At 71.8% G+C, this 15,714-nt stretch carries 12 protein-coding genes; 1 reads left to right on the top strand and 11 read right to left on the bottom strand.

The window, feature by feature from the left end; translation table 11 throughout:
• Positions 1-23 precede the first annotated feature (23 nt).
• Positions 24-413 carry a TraR/DksA family transcriptional regulator gene (locus tag HD593_RS37790; RefSeq protein ID WP_185106697.1) on the bottom strand — a complete coding sequence of 130 codons (390 nt, stop codon included), beginning with the start codon at positions 411-413 and terminating at the stop codon, positions 24-26.
• A 460-nt stretch (positions 414-873) separates the two neighbouring features.
• Between HD593_RS37790 and ileS the strand changes: the two genes are divergently transcribed.
• On the top strand, positions 874-4,020 hold the full coding sequence (gene ileS, locus HD593_RS37795; RefSeq protein ID WP_185106698.1) for an isoleucine--tRNA ligase: 3,147 nt from the start codon (positions 874-876) through the stop codon (positions 4,018-4,020).
• 52 nt (positions 4,021-4,072) lie between these two features.
• Here ileS and HD593_RS37800 read toward each other — a convergent pair whose 3' ends face one another.
• The 10 genes from HD593_RS37800 to murG form a co-directional block, all read right to left on the bottom strand.
• On the bottom strand, positions 4,073-5,314 hold the full coding sequence (locus tag HD593_RS37800) for an MFS transporter (protein WP_185106699.1): 1,242 nt from the start codon (positions 5,312-5,314) through the stop codon (positions 4,073-4,075).
• A 376-nt stretch (positions 5,315-5,690) separates the two neighbouring features.
• The gene (locus tag HD593_RS63740; RefSeq protein ID WP_185106700.1) at positions 5,691-7,793 is read right to left on the bottom strand and encodes a hypothetical protein; all 2,103 of its coding nucleotides are present in this window, start codon (positions 7,791-7,793) and stop codon (positions 5,691-5,693) included.
• 77 nt (positions 7,794-7,870) lie between these two features.
• Positions 7,871-8,749: a DivIVA domain-containing protein gene (locus HD593_RS37810; RefSeq protein WP_185106701.1), complete on the bottom strand. Its 879-nt coding sequence runs from the start codon at positions 8,747-8,749 to the stop codon at positions 7,871-7,873.
• A 104-nt stretch (positions 8,750-8,853) separates the two neighbouring features.
• On the bottom strand, positions 8,854-9,141 hold the full coding sequence (locus tag HD593_RS37815) for a YggT family protein (protein WP_080041054.1): 288 nt from the start codon (positions 9,139-9,141) through the stop codon (positions 8,854-8,856).
• Positions 9,142-9,221: 80 nt separating this feature from the next.
• Positions 9,222-9,722, bottom strand: a complete 501-nt coding sequence (locus HD593_RS37820; RefSeq protein WP_185106702.1) for a cell division protein SepF — start codon at positions 9,720-9,722, stop codon at positions 9,222-9,224.
• A gap of 138 nt (positions 9,723-9,860) precedes the next feature.
• Positions 9,861-10,553 carry a YggS family pyridoxal phosphate-dependent enzyme gene (locus HD593_RS37825; protein ID WP_185106703.1) on the bottom strand — a complete coding sequence of 231 codons (693 nt, stop codon included), beginning with the start codon at positions 10,551-10,553 and terminating at the stop codon, positions 9,861-9,863.
• A gap of 105 nt (positions 10,554-10,658) precedes the next feature.
• Positions 10,659-12,107: a cell division protein FtsZ gene (gene ftsZ / locus HD593_RS37830; protein ID WP_185106704.1), complete on the bottom strand. Its 1,449-nt coding sequence runs from the start codon at positions 12,105-12,107 to the stop codon at positions 10,659-10,661.
• A 335-nt stretch (positions 12,108-12,442) separates the two neighbouring features.
• Positions 12,443-13,111 (bottom strand): cell division protein FtsQ/DivIB, encoded by a 669-nt coding sequence (locus HD593_RS37835; RefSeq protein WP_185106705.1) that lies wholly within the window; start codon positions 13,109-13,111, stop codon positions 12,443-12,445.
• Positions 13,112-13,240: 129 nt separating this feature from the next.
• A complete protein-coding gene (gene murC / locus HD593_RS37840) occupies positions 13,241-14,638 on the bottom strand; it encodes a UDP-N-acetylmuramate--L-alanine ligase (RefSeq protein WP_185106706.1) in 1,398 nt (465 codons plus the stop codon).
• Positions 14,635-15,711, bottom strand: coding sequence for an undecaprenyldiphospho-muramoylpentapeptide beta-N-acetylglucosaminyltransferase (gene murG, locus HD593_RS37845; protein ID WP_185106707.1), 1,077 nt, complete (start codon positions 15,709-15,711; stop codon positions 14,635-14,637). Before murG ends, murC begins: the two co-directional genes overlap by 4 nt.
• Between the last annotated feature and the right edge of the window lie 3 nt (positions 15,712-15,714).

Raw genomic sequence — 15,714 nt, forward strand, 5'->3', positions numbered from 1 at the left:
TCCCGAGCCTGCGGCGGAGCCGGTTACCGGCGTTCCTCCTTCTGCTTGCAGGCCACGCACAGCGTCGCCCTCGGGAACGCCTGGAGGCGTTCCTTGCCGATCGGCTTGTGGCACGATTCGCACACTCCATAGGTCCCTGCGTCGATCCTGGCGATCGCACGTTCGTTCTGCGCGACCAGATCGCGCGCATTCAGGGTAAGGGCGATCTCGCGTTCGCGCTCGTACGTCTTGGCGCCGGCGTCCGCCTGGTCGTCGCCCGCGCCCTGGGTGACGTCTCCAGAGGCTATCTCCGACTCGTGGCGGAGGATGTCCGCCTCGAGCTCGTCGATCTCCGTCTGGAGCCTGCCGCGTACCTCGGCCAGCTCCTCTTCCGACCACATCGAGGGTGTCGCGGTCTGCGTGACTGCCGCCATGGCTGCCTCCATTGCTGATCAAGGCCGTAAATGGTGCGGGCAGCTTAGGATCCTCATAACGGAACGGCAAACGACCCGCCGGACGGTTTACCTCCCCCGTACTATCCCGCCTCGCGCATTCAACTCCTCACCGGTGGCGTCCATTCCCACAACTTTGCGCCGTTTACGACTCGCGTACCGGCGCAAGGGCACCGCCACCAGGAAAACAAGGAAGCCTTCGCCCCCACTCTGCGTTATGGTTTGAGTCTGCAAGGCGTTGATGGGGCCCGACTGTGAGGGATATCACCCCGGAGCCGCCGGAAGAACGGCTCTGACGAGCTCACTAGAACCGGCAGCAGGCCAAATGAAGAGGGCCCCGCCCGAGGCGGGGTCAAGAAGGGTGGTACCGCGGAGCCGCCAGGCTTCGTCCCTTCACGCGTCCAGCCGACCCGGCCGATCAAGCGTGGAGGTCCCGCCCGAGATGTCTTCCCCATCATTCCGCTCTCTTCCCGCGCAGGTCGACCTGCCCGCGCTCGAGCGCGAGGTCCTCGACCGCTGGCGGGACGGGAAGATCTTCGAGCGCTCCGTGGAGCAGAACGCGGGCAACCCCGCCTGGGTCTTTTACGAGGGCCCGCCCACCGCCAACGGACTGCCCGGCGTTCACCACGTCGAGGCGCGCGTGTTCAAGGACCTGTTCCCCCGCTACAAGTCGATGCGCGGCTTCAGCGTGCCCCGCAAGGCGGGCTGGGACTGCCACGGCCTGCCGGTCGAGGTGAGCGTCGAGCGCGAGCTGGGCCTGTCCGGCAAGCGCGACATCGAGACGTACGGCATCGCCGAGTTCAACGCCAAGTGCCGCGAGTCGGTGCTGCGGCACGTCGACGCGTTCGAGCAGATGACCGAGCGGATGGGCTACTGGATCGACCTGTCCCAGGCCTACCGCACCATGGACCCGTCCTACGTCGAGTCCGTGTGGTGGTCGCTGAAGGTCATCTTCGACAAGGGGCTGCTGTTCCGCGACTTCCGGATCACGCCCTACTGCCCGCGCTGCGGCACCGGCCTGTCGGACCACGAGCTGGGCCAGCCCGGGGCGTACGAGACCGTCTCCAGCCCGTCGGTCTACGTCCGCATGCCCGTCACGTCCGGCCCGCTGGCCGAGCTGGACGCCGCGCTGCTGATCTGGACGACCACGCCGTGGACGCTCGTCTCCAACACGGCCGTCGCCGTGCACCCCGACGTCACCTACGTCGCGGCCCGCACCGCCGGCGGCGAGGTGCTGGTCGTGGCCGAGCCCCTGCTGTCGGTGCTCGGCGAGGGCGCGACCGAGGTGGCCCGCTTCACCGGCCGCGAGCTGGAGCACACCGCCTACTCCCGCCCGTTCGACCTGGTCGACATCCCGGGCGCGCACTACGTGGTGCTCGGCGACTACGTCACGGTCGAGGACGGCACCGGCCTGGTCCACCAGGCGCCCGCCTTCGGCGCCGACGACATGGCCGTGATCAAGAAGTACGAGATGCCGGTCGTCAACCCGATCGGCCCCGACGGCCGTTTCCTCGACGACGTGCCCATGGTCGGCGGCACGTTCTTCAAGGACGCCGACGAGGCGCTGACCGAGGACCTGCGGGCCCGCGGCCTGCTCTACCGCGGCGGCCACTTCGAGCACAGCTACCCGCACTGCTGGCGCTGCCACACGGCGCTGCTCTACTACGCGCTGCCCTCCTGGTACATCCGCACCACCGCGGTCAAGGACCAGATGCTGGCGGAGAACGCCGGCACCAACTGGTTCCCCGACACGATCAAGTGGGGCCGGTTCGGCGAGTGGCTGCGCAACAACGTCGACTGGTCGCTGTCGCGCTCGCGCTACTGGGGCACGCCGCTGCCGCTGTGGGTGTGCTCGCAGGACGAGTCGCACGTGACGTGCGTCGGGTCGATGGAGGAGCTGGGCGCCCTGTCCGGCCAGGACGTCTCGGCCGTCGACCCGCACCGCCCGTTCGTCGACGACATCTCCTTCGACTGCCCGTCGTGCGGCGCCCTCGCCACGCGCGTGCCCGACGTCATCGACGCCTGGTACGACTCCGGCTCCATGCCGTTCGCCCAGTGGGGCGAGCGCGGCAAGCCCGAGGGCGTCTACCCGGCGCAGTTCATCTGCGAGGCCACCGACCAGACGCGCGGCTGGTTCTACTCGCTGATGGCCGTCGGCACGCTCGTCTTCGGCCAGTCCTCCTACGAGAACGTGCTCTGCCTCGGCCTCATCCTGGCCGAGGACGGCCGCAAGATGAGCAAGCACCTGGGCAACATCCTCGAGCCGATCCCGCTGATGGACCAGCACGGGGCCGACGCGCTGCGCTGGTTCATGGCCTGCGCGGGCTCGCCGTGGGCGGCCCGCCGGGTGGGTCACGGCACGCTGGAGGAGATCGTCCGCAAGGTCCTGCTGACCCTGTGGAACACCTCGTCGTTCTTCACCCTGTACGCCAACGCCGAGTCCTGGTCCCCGGCCATGCTCTCCGAGGCCACCCCGGCCGCGCAGCGCCCGCTGCTCGACCGCTGGGCCCTGGCCGAGCTGCACCGGACGGTGGCCGAGGTCACGGCGGCGTTCGACGAGTACGACACCCAGCGCGCCGGCCGCCGCCTGGCCGACTTCCTCGACGACCTGTCCAACTGGTACGTGCGCCGCTCCCGCCGCCGCTTCTGGCAGGGCTCACAGGACGCGTTCGCGACCCTGTACGAGTGCCTGGAGACGGTGCTGCGGCTGATGGCGCCCGTCACGCCGTTCGTCACCGACTACCTGTGGGACGTCCTGCGCTCGTCCGACGCGCCCTCCTCGGTCCACCTGGCCTCCTGGCCGGAGGTGCGCCAGGACCTGCTGAACCCGGCGCTGTCGGACCAGATGGCCCTCGTACGGCGCCTGGTGGAGCTGGGCCGCTCGGCCCGCGCCTCGTCGGGCGTCAAGACCCGCCAGCCGCTGCGGCGGGCCCTGGTGGGCGCGCACGGCTGGCCGTCGCTGCCTGGCGAGCTGCGCGGCCTCGTGGCCGACGAGCTGAACGTCCAGACGCTGGAGGACATGTCCGGCTTCAGCGCCGACCTCGTGTCCTACACGGTCAAGCCCAACTTCCGGGCCCTGGGCAAGCGCTTCGGCTCGCAGACCAAGCTCGTGGCCGCCGCCGTGACCGCCGCCGACGCCACCCGCGTCGCCAGGGCCCTGCGCTCGGGCGCCACGGTCATGGTGGAGGCGGACGAGCTCGGCGAGGTCATGCTCGGCCCCGACGAGGTGATCGTCAACGAGCAGCCCCGCTCCGGCTGGGCGGTCGAGACGGGCGCCATCGGCACCGGCACGGGCGAGACCGTCGCGCTCGACCTGGAGCTGACGGACGAGCTGCGCCGCGCCGGCCTGCTGCGCGAGGTCATCCGCCTGGTGCAGGAGGCCCGCAAGGCGACCGGCCTGTCCATCACCGACCGCATCGACCTGTGGTGGACCGCCACGTCCGGCGACCTGGCCGCGGCGCTGCGCGCGGAGGGCCACGTGGTCGGCGAGGAGGTCCTGGCGACCGGCCTCACGGAGGGCACCGCCGCGGACCTGCCGTCCCACACGGACGCCGACCTCGGCCTCACCTTCCAGCTCCGCCGCGCCTGACCCGCTCTGAGAGAGGGCGGCACCCGGCTCCGGGTGCCGCCCTCTCCCGTGCTCAGCGCCCGTGCCAGGGCGGGACGTCCTCGGCGTCGCGGACCCCGCGCAGCGCCGCGTACACGGGCAGCGGGGACAGCAGGACGAGCACGCCTGCCGTCCACAGGGCCTGCCGTGGCCCGGCCACCTCCCCGAGCACGCCGCCCACCAGGGCACCCACCGGGAACAGGCCCATCATGAGGACGCGCATGGTGGCGTTGACCCGGCCGAGCAGGCGCTCGGGGCACAGGCGCTGGCGCAGGCTGACGTTCGTGACGGCGTACACGATCTGGCCGAGCTCGCCGGCGGCCGTACCGGCCACGAGCAGCCCCACCGCCCAGCCCGGCTGTGCCAGAGGGGTGAGCAACGCGACGGGGCCGGTGACGGCCAGGGACAGCCAGATGACGCGGGCCGAGCCCGCGCGGCGGGCGAGGCGAGGCGTGAGGGCCGCGCCGGCCAGCGCGGCGAGCGAACCCGCCGCGACGACGAGCCCGATCGCGGTGGGTGCGAGGCCGAGCGTGCGGACCATGAAGACGAAGCTCACGGCCGAGGCGATCGCGAACGAGAAGTTGCAGGCGGCGCTGGTGATCGCCGTCGCACGCAGCACCCTGGTCCCCGCCACGAACGCCAGCCCCTCCCGGATCTCCGCTGCGAGCCGGCCCCGCCGCGGGCCCGGGGGCGGCTCGGGAGCCCTGATGGCCAGCAGCGACGCGGCCGAGAGCGCGAACGTGACGGCCTGGACCAGGACGATGTTCGCGGCGCCGAGCACGGTGACGGCCCAGCCCCCGGCTCCGGGCCCGGCCACCTGGCCGCAGGCGCGCACCGTCTCCATCGCCGAGTTCCCCGCCAGCAGTCCGGCCCGGCCGACGACGGACGGGAGGTAGCTCTGGTAGCCGACGTCGAAGAAGACCCTGGCGACGCCGGCCAGCAACGAGACGAGGACGAGCTGCGCGATGGTCAGCGTCCCGAGGAGCGCGGCGAGCGGGATCGTGGCCAGCAGCGCAGCGCGGGCCACGTCGGCCGCGACGAGCACGGGCCGGCGCCGCCACCGGTCGATCCACGCGCCGGCGGGCAGGCCGATCAGCGCGAACGCGACCGTTCCCGAGGCTGTGACGAGGCCGAGTTGCAGGGGTGAGGCGTCGAGGGTCACGACGGCGAGCAGCGGGATCGCCACGCCGCTGACCTGGGTGCCTAGCTGGGTGGTGGTCTGCCCGAACAGCAGCAGCCGGAAGTCGCGTCGCCTGGACGGCGGACGGCTGGACATCTAGGAGCCTCCAGAGAGCCGGTGGGTGGTGTCCAACCCCCACCCGCAGCTCCGAAGCGTCGCTAGGGGTGGGGCACGTTACCGGCCACCACCCCGCCCGTCAACCACCGCCCCCGCCACCCCGCTCCCCGCACACATTCGCAAGCCCCGGCCCGCCCCGCTAGCCCAGGCACGTTCGCAGGCCCCGGCTCGGCCGCCCCGCTCCTCGACCCCGCACGCCAGAACGGCCTCCAGCAGCATGCGGGAGGCCGTGGGCAAGGGGTCCTCGCCAGGGGGATCATGCTCAGACAGCGCCACTCAGCCGGGCCATGCCGCGGCCGGCGCTCAACCGGTCACCCCGCGACCAGCGCCCAGCCGGCCGTTCTGCGGCAGGCGCTCAGCCGACCGTCTCGCGGTCGTGCTGGCACACCGAGCAGCTCGTCAGCCCGGCCGCCTCGGCCGCGGCCAGCGTCATCGTCTCCACGCCGGTCTCACCCGCGCCCCGGATCAGCGGGCACGCGGTGCTGTGGTAGCGGCGGGTGCCGACGATGACCTTCACCGTGCCCGACCGCTCGCCCTTGCCGCCCCCGGTGCTCCCCTGGCCGGGCTCGTCACCGCTCTTACCGGCCGCGCCGCTCCTGGGGCCGCTGTCCGCGCTCCGCGGCGGCTCCCCCTTGGCGACCCCGGCCTTGGGCGCGGGCGGACGCTCGGACGTGGCCTTCGCCGGAACGGCCACGGGCTTGGCGGCCGACGGCCTGGCCGGCGTGCCCGGAGGCAGCGGCCCCTTGGGCTTGGCCGTCGACTCGGCCGAGGACGCGGGCCGCTCGTGCAGGACCGCGGTCTCCCCGGACGATGGCGGCTCCTCAGCGGCCCCGGACGGACGCCTGGCAGCTCCGCCCGACGGCTCCACCGGCATCCCGGACGCAGTCACCCGCGGCTGCGGCGCCGTGTCAGAGCCCGAAACGTCATCATCGTCAACGCGCCGCCTGGCCACCGCACCGGAGGCCACGCCAGCCGCGCCAGAACCCGATCCAGGCCCGCCGGCAGCCGACCCGGACGCACCGGCGGGCGACGTGGGCCTGCCACCCGCCTGCCCGCCCTTACCGCCACCCGTCTGAGGCTTACCACCCGAGGTCTGGGACTTGTCACCAGCCGTCGGAGGCTGCGCGCCACCACTCTGCGGCTTCCCACCAACGCTCTGCGGCTTGCCACTGGACGTCTGCGGCCTGCCCTCGGCAGCCTGTGGCCGGCTCTCGGGCGTCTGCGGCTTCCCGCCGCCCACCTGCCCCTCGGCACCGGCCCGCTCAGACGTGCCATTGGCCTGCCCAGCCCTGGTGGTCTCAGGCGTCGCACCCGGCTGCCCGCTCTTCGGACCGGAGGCCGCGCCGGACTGCCCCGGCCTGGCGTCGGGCTTCGAACCCGGGCCACGGGGCGTGCTCCCGGGCTTCGCACCCGCCTGCCCGGCCACGGGCTTGGAGCCAGGCTGCCCGGCACCGGGCTTCGGGCCGGACCCGACCGGCTGCTCGGGGCTGCCGGTGGTGGCAGGCCGCGGTGCGGGCTTGTCCACAGGCCGGGGGTTGCTCGGCGACGTCTCGTCGGAGGAAGGCTCGTCCGCCCCGGAACCGGGCTCACCGGACGAGGAACCGGCCTTGCGCGCGAACGGCGCCGGCCGGAAGAAGGAAGTCTGTGTGTCGTCCGCCTGCTCATCGTCCGAGCCGGGCTCGGGGGCGGCGGAGGAGGAGGTGGCCTTGCCCTGGCCCGCGGCGGGGGCGGCAGGGGGACGGCCGAACCACCCGGTGGCGCCTTCCTCCTCGTGGGAGGCGGCAGGCTCCGGGCTGGGGGTGGAAGCCTTCGTGTCGGGCTTCGGCGGGGCGACCGGCGGACGTACGTCGCGGGTCTCCGCGGAGTTCTCGGCCCGGCTCGCCGTGGGAACGCCGGCGGCGGGGCCGGGGGTGACGGCGGGCTCGGGGTCGGCGGCAGGCGGTAGCTGCCGTCCGCCGAGCGCTGCGTCCGGCAGGCACGTGGTGCAGGGCGTGAAGCCCTCCTCGCGTGCCTCTTCGTAGGTGAGCTCCTCGTGATCCCGGCCGATCAGCTGCCGGCAGCCGGGCACGTGGTAGCGCTTGCGCCCGGGGATCACCAGCACGATCGCATCCGGCGCGATGCCGCCCGGCGCGGGCCTGCGCGGGGCGGGGCCCGGTGCGGTCGCCGTGCGCTGCGGCGCCTGGGGGTGCGCCTGGGGATGCGTCTGCGGTGGCTGCCGCGGCTGCGTGTGCTGCTGCGGGTGAACCATCGGACCGGTCTGGTTGTACGGCGGCGCGGACGGCATGAGCCCCTTCGGGGGGGTGGCCGGCGCAGCGGCCTGCCCACCTCCGGGAAAAAGCTCGTTCCGCCGCAGGAACGCCCCGATCACCAGGAACAGCGCGGACAGCACGCTGACCACGATGGACCACATGATCAGGAACGGCTTCGCCAGTACGAAGCCCGCGATCAGCAGAACCACTGCCGCGAGCACCAAACCAGCACTGATAAGGATCACAGGGGGCTCTTTCGAGTGTCAGGTCCTAGTGACCCGCTACTTTACCGGCGGTCGTTGTGCGGACCGTCACCGCCGGGGAACGCACCCTGCGGAGGCTCGCCGCCGAACGGGTTCGGACCACCGGGAAGGGGCTGCTGGCCACCCTGAGGCACGGCGTGCGACATGGCGGGAGCCTGACCCTGCGGACCACCGGACATGACCGGGAAACCACCGCTGCCCTCGGCGGAGACGTTCAGCTCGGCGAGCTGGTTCTCCAGGTAGAGCTTGAGGCGGCTGCGGTACTCGCGCTCGAAGCTGCGCAGCTCCTCGACCTTGCGCTCGAGCTCGTCGCGGGTCTGCACCAGCGAGCCCATGGCCTGGCGGTGGCGCTCCTGCGCGTCGCGCTCGAGCGTCTCGGCGCGGGCGCGGGCGTCGCCGATGACCTGCTCGGCCTGGCGGCGGGCCTTGGTGAGGATCTCGTCGGCCTCGCGGCGGGCGCGGGTGACCGTCTCGTCCGCCTCCCGGCGGGCGTCGGCGATCGCCTGGTCGGCGGTCTGCTGGGCGAGCGCGAGCACGCGAGCCGCGGTGTCCATGTTGTCCTCTGCGGGAGGCATGTTCATGGCAACGGGGACCGGCGGCTGCTGCTGCACCGGCGGCGGCTCGGGGGCCCGCATGGGCTCCGGCTGCGGCGGCGCCATCATCTCGGGCTTGGGCTGCTCCTGGATGGGGGCGGAGGCCATGGGCATGTTCATGCCGCCCGGCACCTTCCCGCGCAGGCACTCGGCCAGCTTCGCGCGGAGCTCCTCGTTCTCTTGGATCAGGCGGTCGAGCTCAGCTTCCACCTCGTCGAGGAAGGCGTCGACCTCTTCCTCGTCGTAGCCCGGCCGCAGCCGGGTGGTACTGAACTGCTTGTTCCGCACATCAGCGGGCGTCAGCGGCATTTTTTGGTCTCCTTGGCGCGCTTGGAGTCTGTCCGGAGGACGGTAACCCGAATCACCTCAGCGCGGACACGAGTTGGATCACGACCGGCGCCTCACCGGACCGGTCATCGCAGAGTTCCGGCGATCTGTATCAAGATCAGAACCACGATGAACAGGACAGTGAAGCTTAGGTCAAAGGCCACCGTACCCAACCGGAGCGGAGGAATGAAACGGCGGAGGAACTTGAGGGGTGGGTCAGTTGCGGTGTATGTGGCCTCCGCCAGCACGAGGACGACGCCGGAAGGCCGCCACTGACGGGCGAACGCCTGCACCGTCTCAAAGATCATCCTGCCGATGAGCAGCACCAGATAGAGAGACAGGACAACGACCAAGATCCCACCGATGATCTCCACGGCCCGGCCGCGCCTCCTCTTCTGATGTGCCCGCCCGGCCTCGGTGAGACCGGGTTGGGTCCGATAGGCATACAGAGACTCTAACTCTGATTGAAGAACCCGCGTTCCGCGATTCGAGCCTTGTCCTCGGCAGTCACCTCTACATTGGCAGGGGACAACAGGAACACCTTGTTGGTAACACGTTCAATGCTGCCGTGTAGGCCAAAGACCAGACCTGCCGCGAAATCGACGAGCCGCTTGGCGTCGCTGTCAACCATCTCGGTCAGGTTCATGATGACCGGGGTCCCGTCGCGGAAGTGCTCTCCGATCGTACGGGCCTCGTTGTACGTGCGGGGGTGCAGGGTGGTGATGCGGGCCAGATCCGTCGTGCGGCGTTCCAGGATCGTCGCCGTGGGCCTCGGTGCGGGCGCCCCGGCGTCGGGCTCGTCCTCGCGCTCCTGGACCGCCACGGCACGCTCCTCGCCGGGCCGCTGCACCTCGTCGTCGTAGGTGTAGTCGTCGGTGTAGGTCTCGTACCTCTCGTAGCGGTCGTCCTCCACGAGACCGAGGTAGACCGCCATCTTGCGCATCGCGCCGGCCATCGCTACGTCGTCCTCCTGCTCATGGTCGCACTCGCTCGGGCCCGTCGCCGTGTCCGAGGCGGTAGCCGTACCCCCTTGGAGCTCACCGCTGATCGACCTCTACTTGGTCATGGGCCTGAAGACCCACTTGAGGGGACATTACCTGACGTAGGGCTTGCGACGACCGAGCAACGCCGTACCGACCCGCACGTGTGTCGCGCCGTAGGCGATCGCCTCCGTGAGGTCCTCGCTCATCCCGGCCGAGATCATGGTCGCGCGGGGGTGCTGCTCCTGGAGGCGCATCGCCAGGTCGCGCAGCCGGGCGAACGCCTTGGCCGGCTCCTCGCCCAGGGGCGCGACCGCCATCACGCCGCCCAGCCACACCCCCTCGGTCAGCGCGATCTCGTCGGCGAGCTCCAGCAGGCCGGCGGGGGGCACGCCGCCTCTGTCGGGGTCGTCGTCGAGCGCGATCTGCACCAGGCAGCCGACCCTGCGGCCCTGCCGCACGGCCTCCTTGCTGATCGCCTCCACCAGCCTGACGCGGTCGACGGAGTGGATCACGTCGGCGTACCCGACCACGGAGCGGACCTTGTTGGTCTGCAGCTGGCCGACGAAGTGCCAGGTCAGCGGGAGGCCGGCGAGCTCGTGCGCCTTGGGGGCGGCCTCCTGGTCGCGGTTCTCGCCGACGTCGCGCACGCCCAGCTCGGACAGGATGCGCACGTCCTCCGCCGGGCGCGTCTTGGTGACGGCGATCAGCGTGACCTCGCCGCGGTCGCGCCCCACCGCGTGGCACGCCTCGGCGATGCGCGCGTCGACCTCGGCGAGACCGGCCGCGATCTCGTCCCTTCTCACGTGCCTCTCCCCCTCCTCCAGGTGTGCTCGCCGGCATCCCGTACGCACGACGGCGCCGCTCCCGTTTCCCTGTGGGGAGCGGCGTCAGGCGCGGCTACTTGACGGCTATTTGAGGAAGTCGGGAACGTCGAGTTCCTCTTCCTGCTCCTCGAAGATCACTCGAGGACGTTTGGGGGGCTCCGACATGCGGGAGGTGATGGGCGTGGGCGGGTTGGCGGGCTCGGGCGCGGGCCGGGGGATCGAGACGGGGCCGGACGGCTCGTCGGCCGGGTCGTCGCCGGGGCCCGGGTCGCGCAGGGAGTCGCGTGCCGGCTCCCGCACGGGCTCCCTGGGCACCTCGCGCACCGGCTCGACCGGGCGCACCGGCTCGGGGCGGGGCGGCTCGGGCCTGAACTCCGTACGCGGCTCGGGACGCGGCGGCTCGGCCCTGAACTCCGCGCGCGGCTCGGGACGGGGCTCAGGACGCACCTCAGGGCGCGGCGCGGGCGGCTCGGACTTCACGCTCGGGGCGGCCGCGCTCGGCCGCGGAGGCGACACAGGAGCCGCGGCGGGCGGCTGCGCGGGCGCGCGGCCCACCGGGCGCGGCGCCTGCTTCTCCGCCGGCCCCGGCACGTCGTCGAAGCCCGCGGCGATCACGGTCACCCGCACCTCGTCGCCGAGCGCGTCGTCGATGACCGTGCCGAAGATGATGTTCGCGTCGGGCGCGGCGGCCATGGAGACGAGCTGGGCCGCCTCGTTGATCTCGAACAGGCCGAGGTCGGAGCCGCCCGCGATCGACAGCAGCACGCCGTGCGCGCCGTCGATGCTGGCCTCCAGCAGCGGGCTGGAGACGGCCATCTCGGCCGCCGCCACGGAGCGGTCGTCGCCGCGCGCGTGGCCGATGCCCATGAGGGCCGAGCCCGCGCCCGACATGACCGACTTCACGTCGGCGAAGTCGAGGTTGATCAGGCCGGGGGTGGTGATCAGGTCGGTGATGCCCTGGACACCCGACAGCAGGACCTGGTCGGCGGCCTTGAACGCGTCGAGCACGCTCACCTGCCGGTCCGAGATCGACAGCAGCCGGTCGTTGGGGATCACGATCAGCGTGTCGACCTCGTCGCGCAGCGTCTCGATGCCCGCTTCCGCCTGCGACGCCCTGCGCCGTCCCTCGAAGCTGAACGGCCGGGTCACGACACCGATGGTGAGCGCGCCGAGCGATCTGGCGATGTTGGCCACGACGGGGGCGCCGCCCGTGCCCGTGCCGCCGCCCTCGCCCGCCGTGACGAAGACCATGTCGGCCCCCTTGAGGACCTCCTCGATCTCCTCGCGGTGGTCCTCGGCGGCCTTGCGGCCGACGTCGGGGTTGGCGCCCGCGCCGAGTCCGCGCGTGAGCTCGCGGCCCACGTCGAGTTTCACATCGGCGTCACTCATCAGCAGCGCCTGGGCGTCGGTGTTTATCGCGATGAACTCGACGCCCTTGAGTCCCTCTTCGATCATCCGGTTGACGGCGTTGACTCCGCCGCCGCCGATGCCGACGACCTTGATGACCGCGAGGTAGTTCTGCGGTGCTGCCACGACGAGGGGCCTTTCCGCTCGTTGACTTGCCATTTCGGTGCGGATTGTCTCCGCTTTTTGTCAGTTCGGGTAACTCTCAACCTCAGGTTGAGATTTAGATTTATGTCAACCTGAGATTGATACGGACAGTAGGAGTTACGCTCCAGGCGGGTCAACTAACCGCGCCGCAAGCACGTCCGGCGTGTCGCGGGCTGTCCGTTTCGCTCCGCAGTCGCGCCTGGTGGCGGCCCTCCTTCGCCGAAAGTCCGGCTTACAGGCTCTCACGCCGCGGCCCCCGCCTCGCACAGGCTCGGCGATGCCCTTGCCCCTGAGTTGCCAGACCCTGACGATCACGATCACTTCAGGGTCACCACGTCGGGTGAGCTGACGTCGTACAGGGTGACCGATCTTTCGCTCTTGAGCAGCGAGCTGAGGATGCGGCCCTTCTCCTCCGGCCGGTCCGGGCCACCCCAGATGACGGTACGGCCGTCCGACAGCGTCAGCGTCACGCCCTCGGCCGTGCCCGCGCGTACCTGCCTGACCTTGGCCGCCACCTCGTCGGGCACCGCCTCGATGACCTTGAGCGCGGCCATCATGGCGGGGTCGCCCTGCTGCGGGCGGTCCACCTTGAGCAGCGGCAGCATGGGCGGGGCGGCCGGCTTGAGCTCGATCACCACGCCCTGCCCGTCGACGATCGCCACCTTGTCGCCCGCCTGGACCGCGGCGACCGGCTGGCGCTCGACCACCTCGATCTTGAGCGTGCCGGGCCAGACCCGGTCGACCTTGGCCGAGGCGAGCTGTCTGATGCCCAGGACGCGGGTCTCGACGTCGGCGAGGTTCACGGTGGCGAGGGGGTGCAGGTCCGCCACGCCGGCCTGCTGCTCGATCCGCTCGCTGGGGACTGTGAGATTTCCCACGATCTCGATCGAACGCACTCCCAGCACGGGCGAGAAGAACACCAGCCACGCGGCCGAGCCCACCACCCCTGCCGTCAGCAGCACCAGGAACGCCGTGCGCGCCTTCATCGCCCTCCCACCGAACGCGGCTCATGTCGGCACCGAACCTACGCCGACGCGAGCCCCGACACCGCACGCCACGCCCAAACACGCCGTCCCGCCGCTGGTGGGGCCCCGGGCGGCCTGGGGCGGCCCCCCTCAGGCCAGGCGCGCCACGATCTGCGGCCCCAGCTCCGTCACGTCGCCGGCCCCCATCGTCAGCACGATGTCGCCCGGCCGCGCCCGCTCGGCCACCATCGCCGGCACGGCCGACCGGTCCGGCGCGTACGCCACCCGCTCGGGCGGCAACGGCACCCGCCCGGCCACCATGGCCCCCGACACCCCGGGCTCGGGATCCTCCCTGGCCCCGTAGACGTCGAGCACGATGGCCTCGTCGGCCAGCCCCAGCGCCAGGCCGAACTCGTCGGCGAAGAACCGCGTCCGCGAGTACAGGTGCGGCTGGAAGATCGCGATCACCCGCCCGGTGCCGGAGTAGGACGCCACGACGTCCCTGGCGGCCTTCAGGTCAGCGGTCAGCTCGGTCGGGTGGTGGGCGTAGCTGTCGAACACGGCGATGCCCCCGGCCTCGCCCTTGGCCTCGAAGCGCCGCTTGGCCCCGGTGAAGGCCCCCAGGCCCTCCCTGATCTCCTCGAACGGGAGCCCCAGCTCGTCGGCCACGGCGATCACCGCGGTGGCGTTGAGCGCGTTGTGAGCCCCGGGAACGGCCAGCCGCACCTCGCCCCTGCCCTCGATGGTGAAGACGGTGCCGAACCCGTCGGGCCTGACGCCGGAGACGCGGTAGTCGTCACCCTGGGCGCCGTACGTCCTGACGCGCAGCCCCCGCTCCCTGGCGCGCCGCGCCAGCTCCGCCGCGCCGGGGTCGTCGGCGCAGGCGATGAGCAGCGAGCCGACCCGCTCGGCGAAGCGGGCGAAGCTGTCGTGCACGGCCCGCGGGTCGCCGTAGTTGTCGAGGTGGTCGGCCTCGACGTTGGTCACCACGGCGAGGTCGGGGGCGAGCATCAGGAAGGAGCCGTCGCTCTCGTCGGCCTCGGCCACGAACACCCGCCCCTGCCCGTCGTCGGCGCCGAGCCCGGTGGTGACGAGCTGCCCGCCCACGCAGTAGGACGGGTCGGCGCCGCACTTCTGCAGCGCCACGGTGAGCATGGAGGTGGTGGTGGTCTTGCCGTGGGTGCCGGCGATGGCGACCGCGGTGCGCCCGGCCATGACGGAGGCCAGCGCGGCGGCCCGCGGGATGATCCGCAGCCCCTGCTTGAGCGCCTCGCCCAGCTCGGGGTTGGAGTCGCGGATGGCGGTGGAGACGACCACGGTGTCGACGTCCCTGATGTGGGAGGCGGCGTGCCCGATGTGCACGGTGGCGCCCAGCTCGCGCAGCTCGGTGATCTGCTCGGAGCTGCGCGCGTCGCTGCCCGTCACCCGCACGCCGCGCTTGAGCAGGATGCGGGCGATCCCCGACATTCCCGCGCCGCCGATGCCGATGAAGTGCACCCGGCCCAACTCTTCGACGGACACGGGATCGACCAGCTTCACGAGACTCATCGGGCTATCTCCAACACTTTCCTGGCAAGCATGATATCGGCGTCCTTCCTCCCCAGTCTGGAGGCGGCCTCCGACATGACGGCGACCCGCTCCGGGTCGTGGAGGATGGGCAGCACGTTGTGGATGATCCATTCGGGTGACAACTCGGCGTCGTCGGCCAGCAGGCCGCCGCCGCCCGCGACGATGCGCTCGGCGTTGATGCGCTGCTCGCCGTTGCCGTGCGGCAGCGGCACGTACGCGGCGGGCAGCCCCACCGCCGTCAGCTCCGCGCAGGTCAGCGCGCCGCTGCGGCACAGGGCCAGGTCGGCGGCGGCGTAGGCGAGATCCATGCGGTCCACGTACGGCAGCAGCACGTACTGCGGGTCGCCTGGCGGCGGCTCGTGCTCGACGGTGTTCTTCGGGCCCAGCACGTGCAGCACCTGAACGCCGGCCCTGCGCAGCACGGGGGCGGCGGCGAGCGCGGCCTCGTTGATCGACCTGGCGCCCTGCGAGCCGCCGAACACCAGCAGCGTCGGCCGGTCGTTCTCCAGCCCGAACCACGAGCGCGCCTTGTCGCCCGTGGACAGCCGGTCGAGCGTGACGATCTCGCGCCGCAGCGGCGTGCCGATGAACTCGGCCTTGGGCAGCGCGGCGTCGGGGAACCCGCTGAACACGTGGTCGGTCAGCCGCGCGCCCAGCCGGTTGGCCAGGCCGGGGCGCGGGTTGGCCTCGTGCACGACGATCGGCACGCCACGCCGCTTGGCCGCCAGGTAGGCGGGGGTCGCCACGTACCCGCCGAAGCCGACGAGGACGTCGGCCTTGACGCGGTCGAGGATCGCCGCCGTGGCGTTGATCGCCCCGGCCAGCCTGCCGGGCACGGTGAGCAGGCTCGGAGTGATCGCCCTGGGCAGCGGCACGGCCGGCACCAGCTCCAGCTCGTAGCCCCTGGCAGGCACGAGCCGCGTCTCCAAGCCGCGCTCCGTGCCCACGCAGGTGATGCCGACGCTCCCGTCAAGATGACGCAGCGCGTCCGCAAGGGCGAGCGCGGGCTCGATGTGCCCGGCTGTCCCCCCACCGGCGAGGACCACCCTCATCTC

The organism is Nonomuraea rubra (genome assembly GCF_014207985.1).
In the GTDB taxonomy this organism is placed as follows: Bacteria; Actinomycetota; Actinomycetes; order Streptosporangiales; family Streptosporangiaceae; genus Nonomuraea; species Nonomuraea rubra.

Bases quoted from the DNA above. Each gene is read 5' to 3' on its own strand.
- murG (WP_185106707.1), bottom strand. From the start codon at position 15,711: ATGAGGGTGGTCCTCGCCGGTGGGGGGACAGCCGGGCACATCGAGCCC.
- murC (WP_185106706.1), bottom strand. From the start codon at position 14,638: ATGAGTCTCGTGAAGCTGGTCGATCCCGTGTCCGTCGAAGAGTTGGGC.
- HD593_RS37820 (WP_185106702.1), bottom strand. From the start codon at position 9,722: ATGGCCGGCGCGATGCGCAAGATGGCGGTCTACCTCGGTCTCGTGGAG.
- HD593_RS37790 (WP_185106697.1), bottom strand. From the start codon at position 413: ATGGCGGCAGTCACGCAGACCGCGACACCCTCGATGTGGTCGGAAGAG.
- HD593_RS37800 (WP_185106699.1), bottom strand. From the start codon at position 5,314: ATGTCCAGCCGTCCGCCGTCCAGGCGACGCGACTTCCGGCTGCTGCTG.
- HD593_RS37810 (WP_185106701.1), bottom strand. From the start codon at position 8,749: ATGCCGCTGACGCCCGCTGATGTGCGGAACAAGCAGTTCAGTACCACC.
- HD593_RS37835 (WP_185106705.1), bottom strand. From the start codon at position 13,111: ATGAAGGCGCGCACGGCGTTCCTGGTGCTGCTGACGGCAGGGGTGGTG.
- ileS (WP_185106698.1), top strand. From the start codon at position 874: ATGTCTTCCCCATCATTCCGCTCTCTTCCCGCGCAGGTCGACCTGCCC.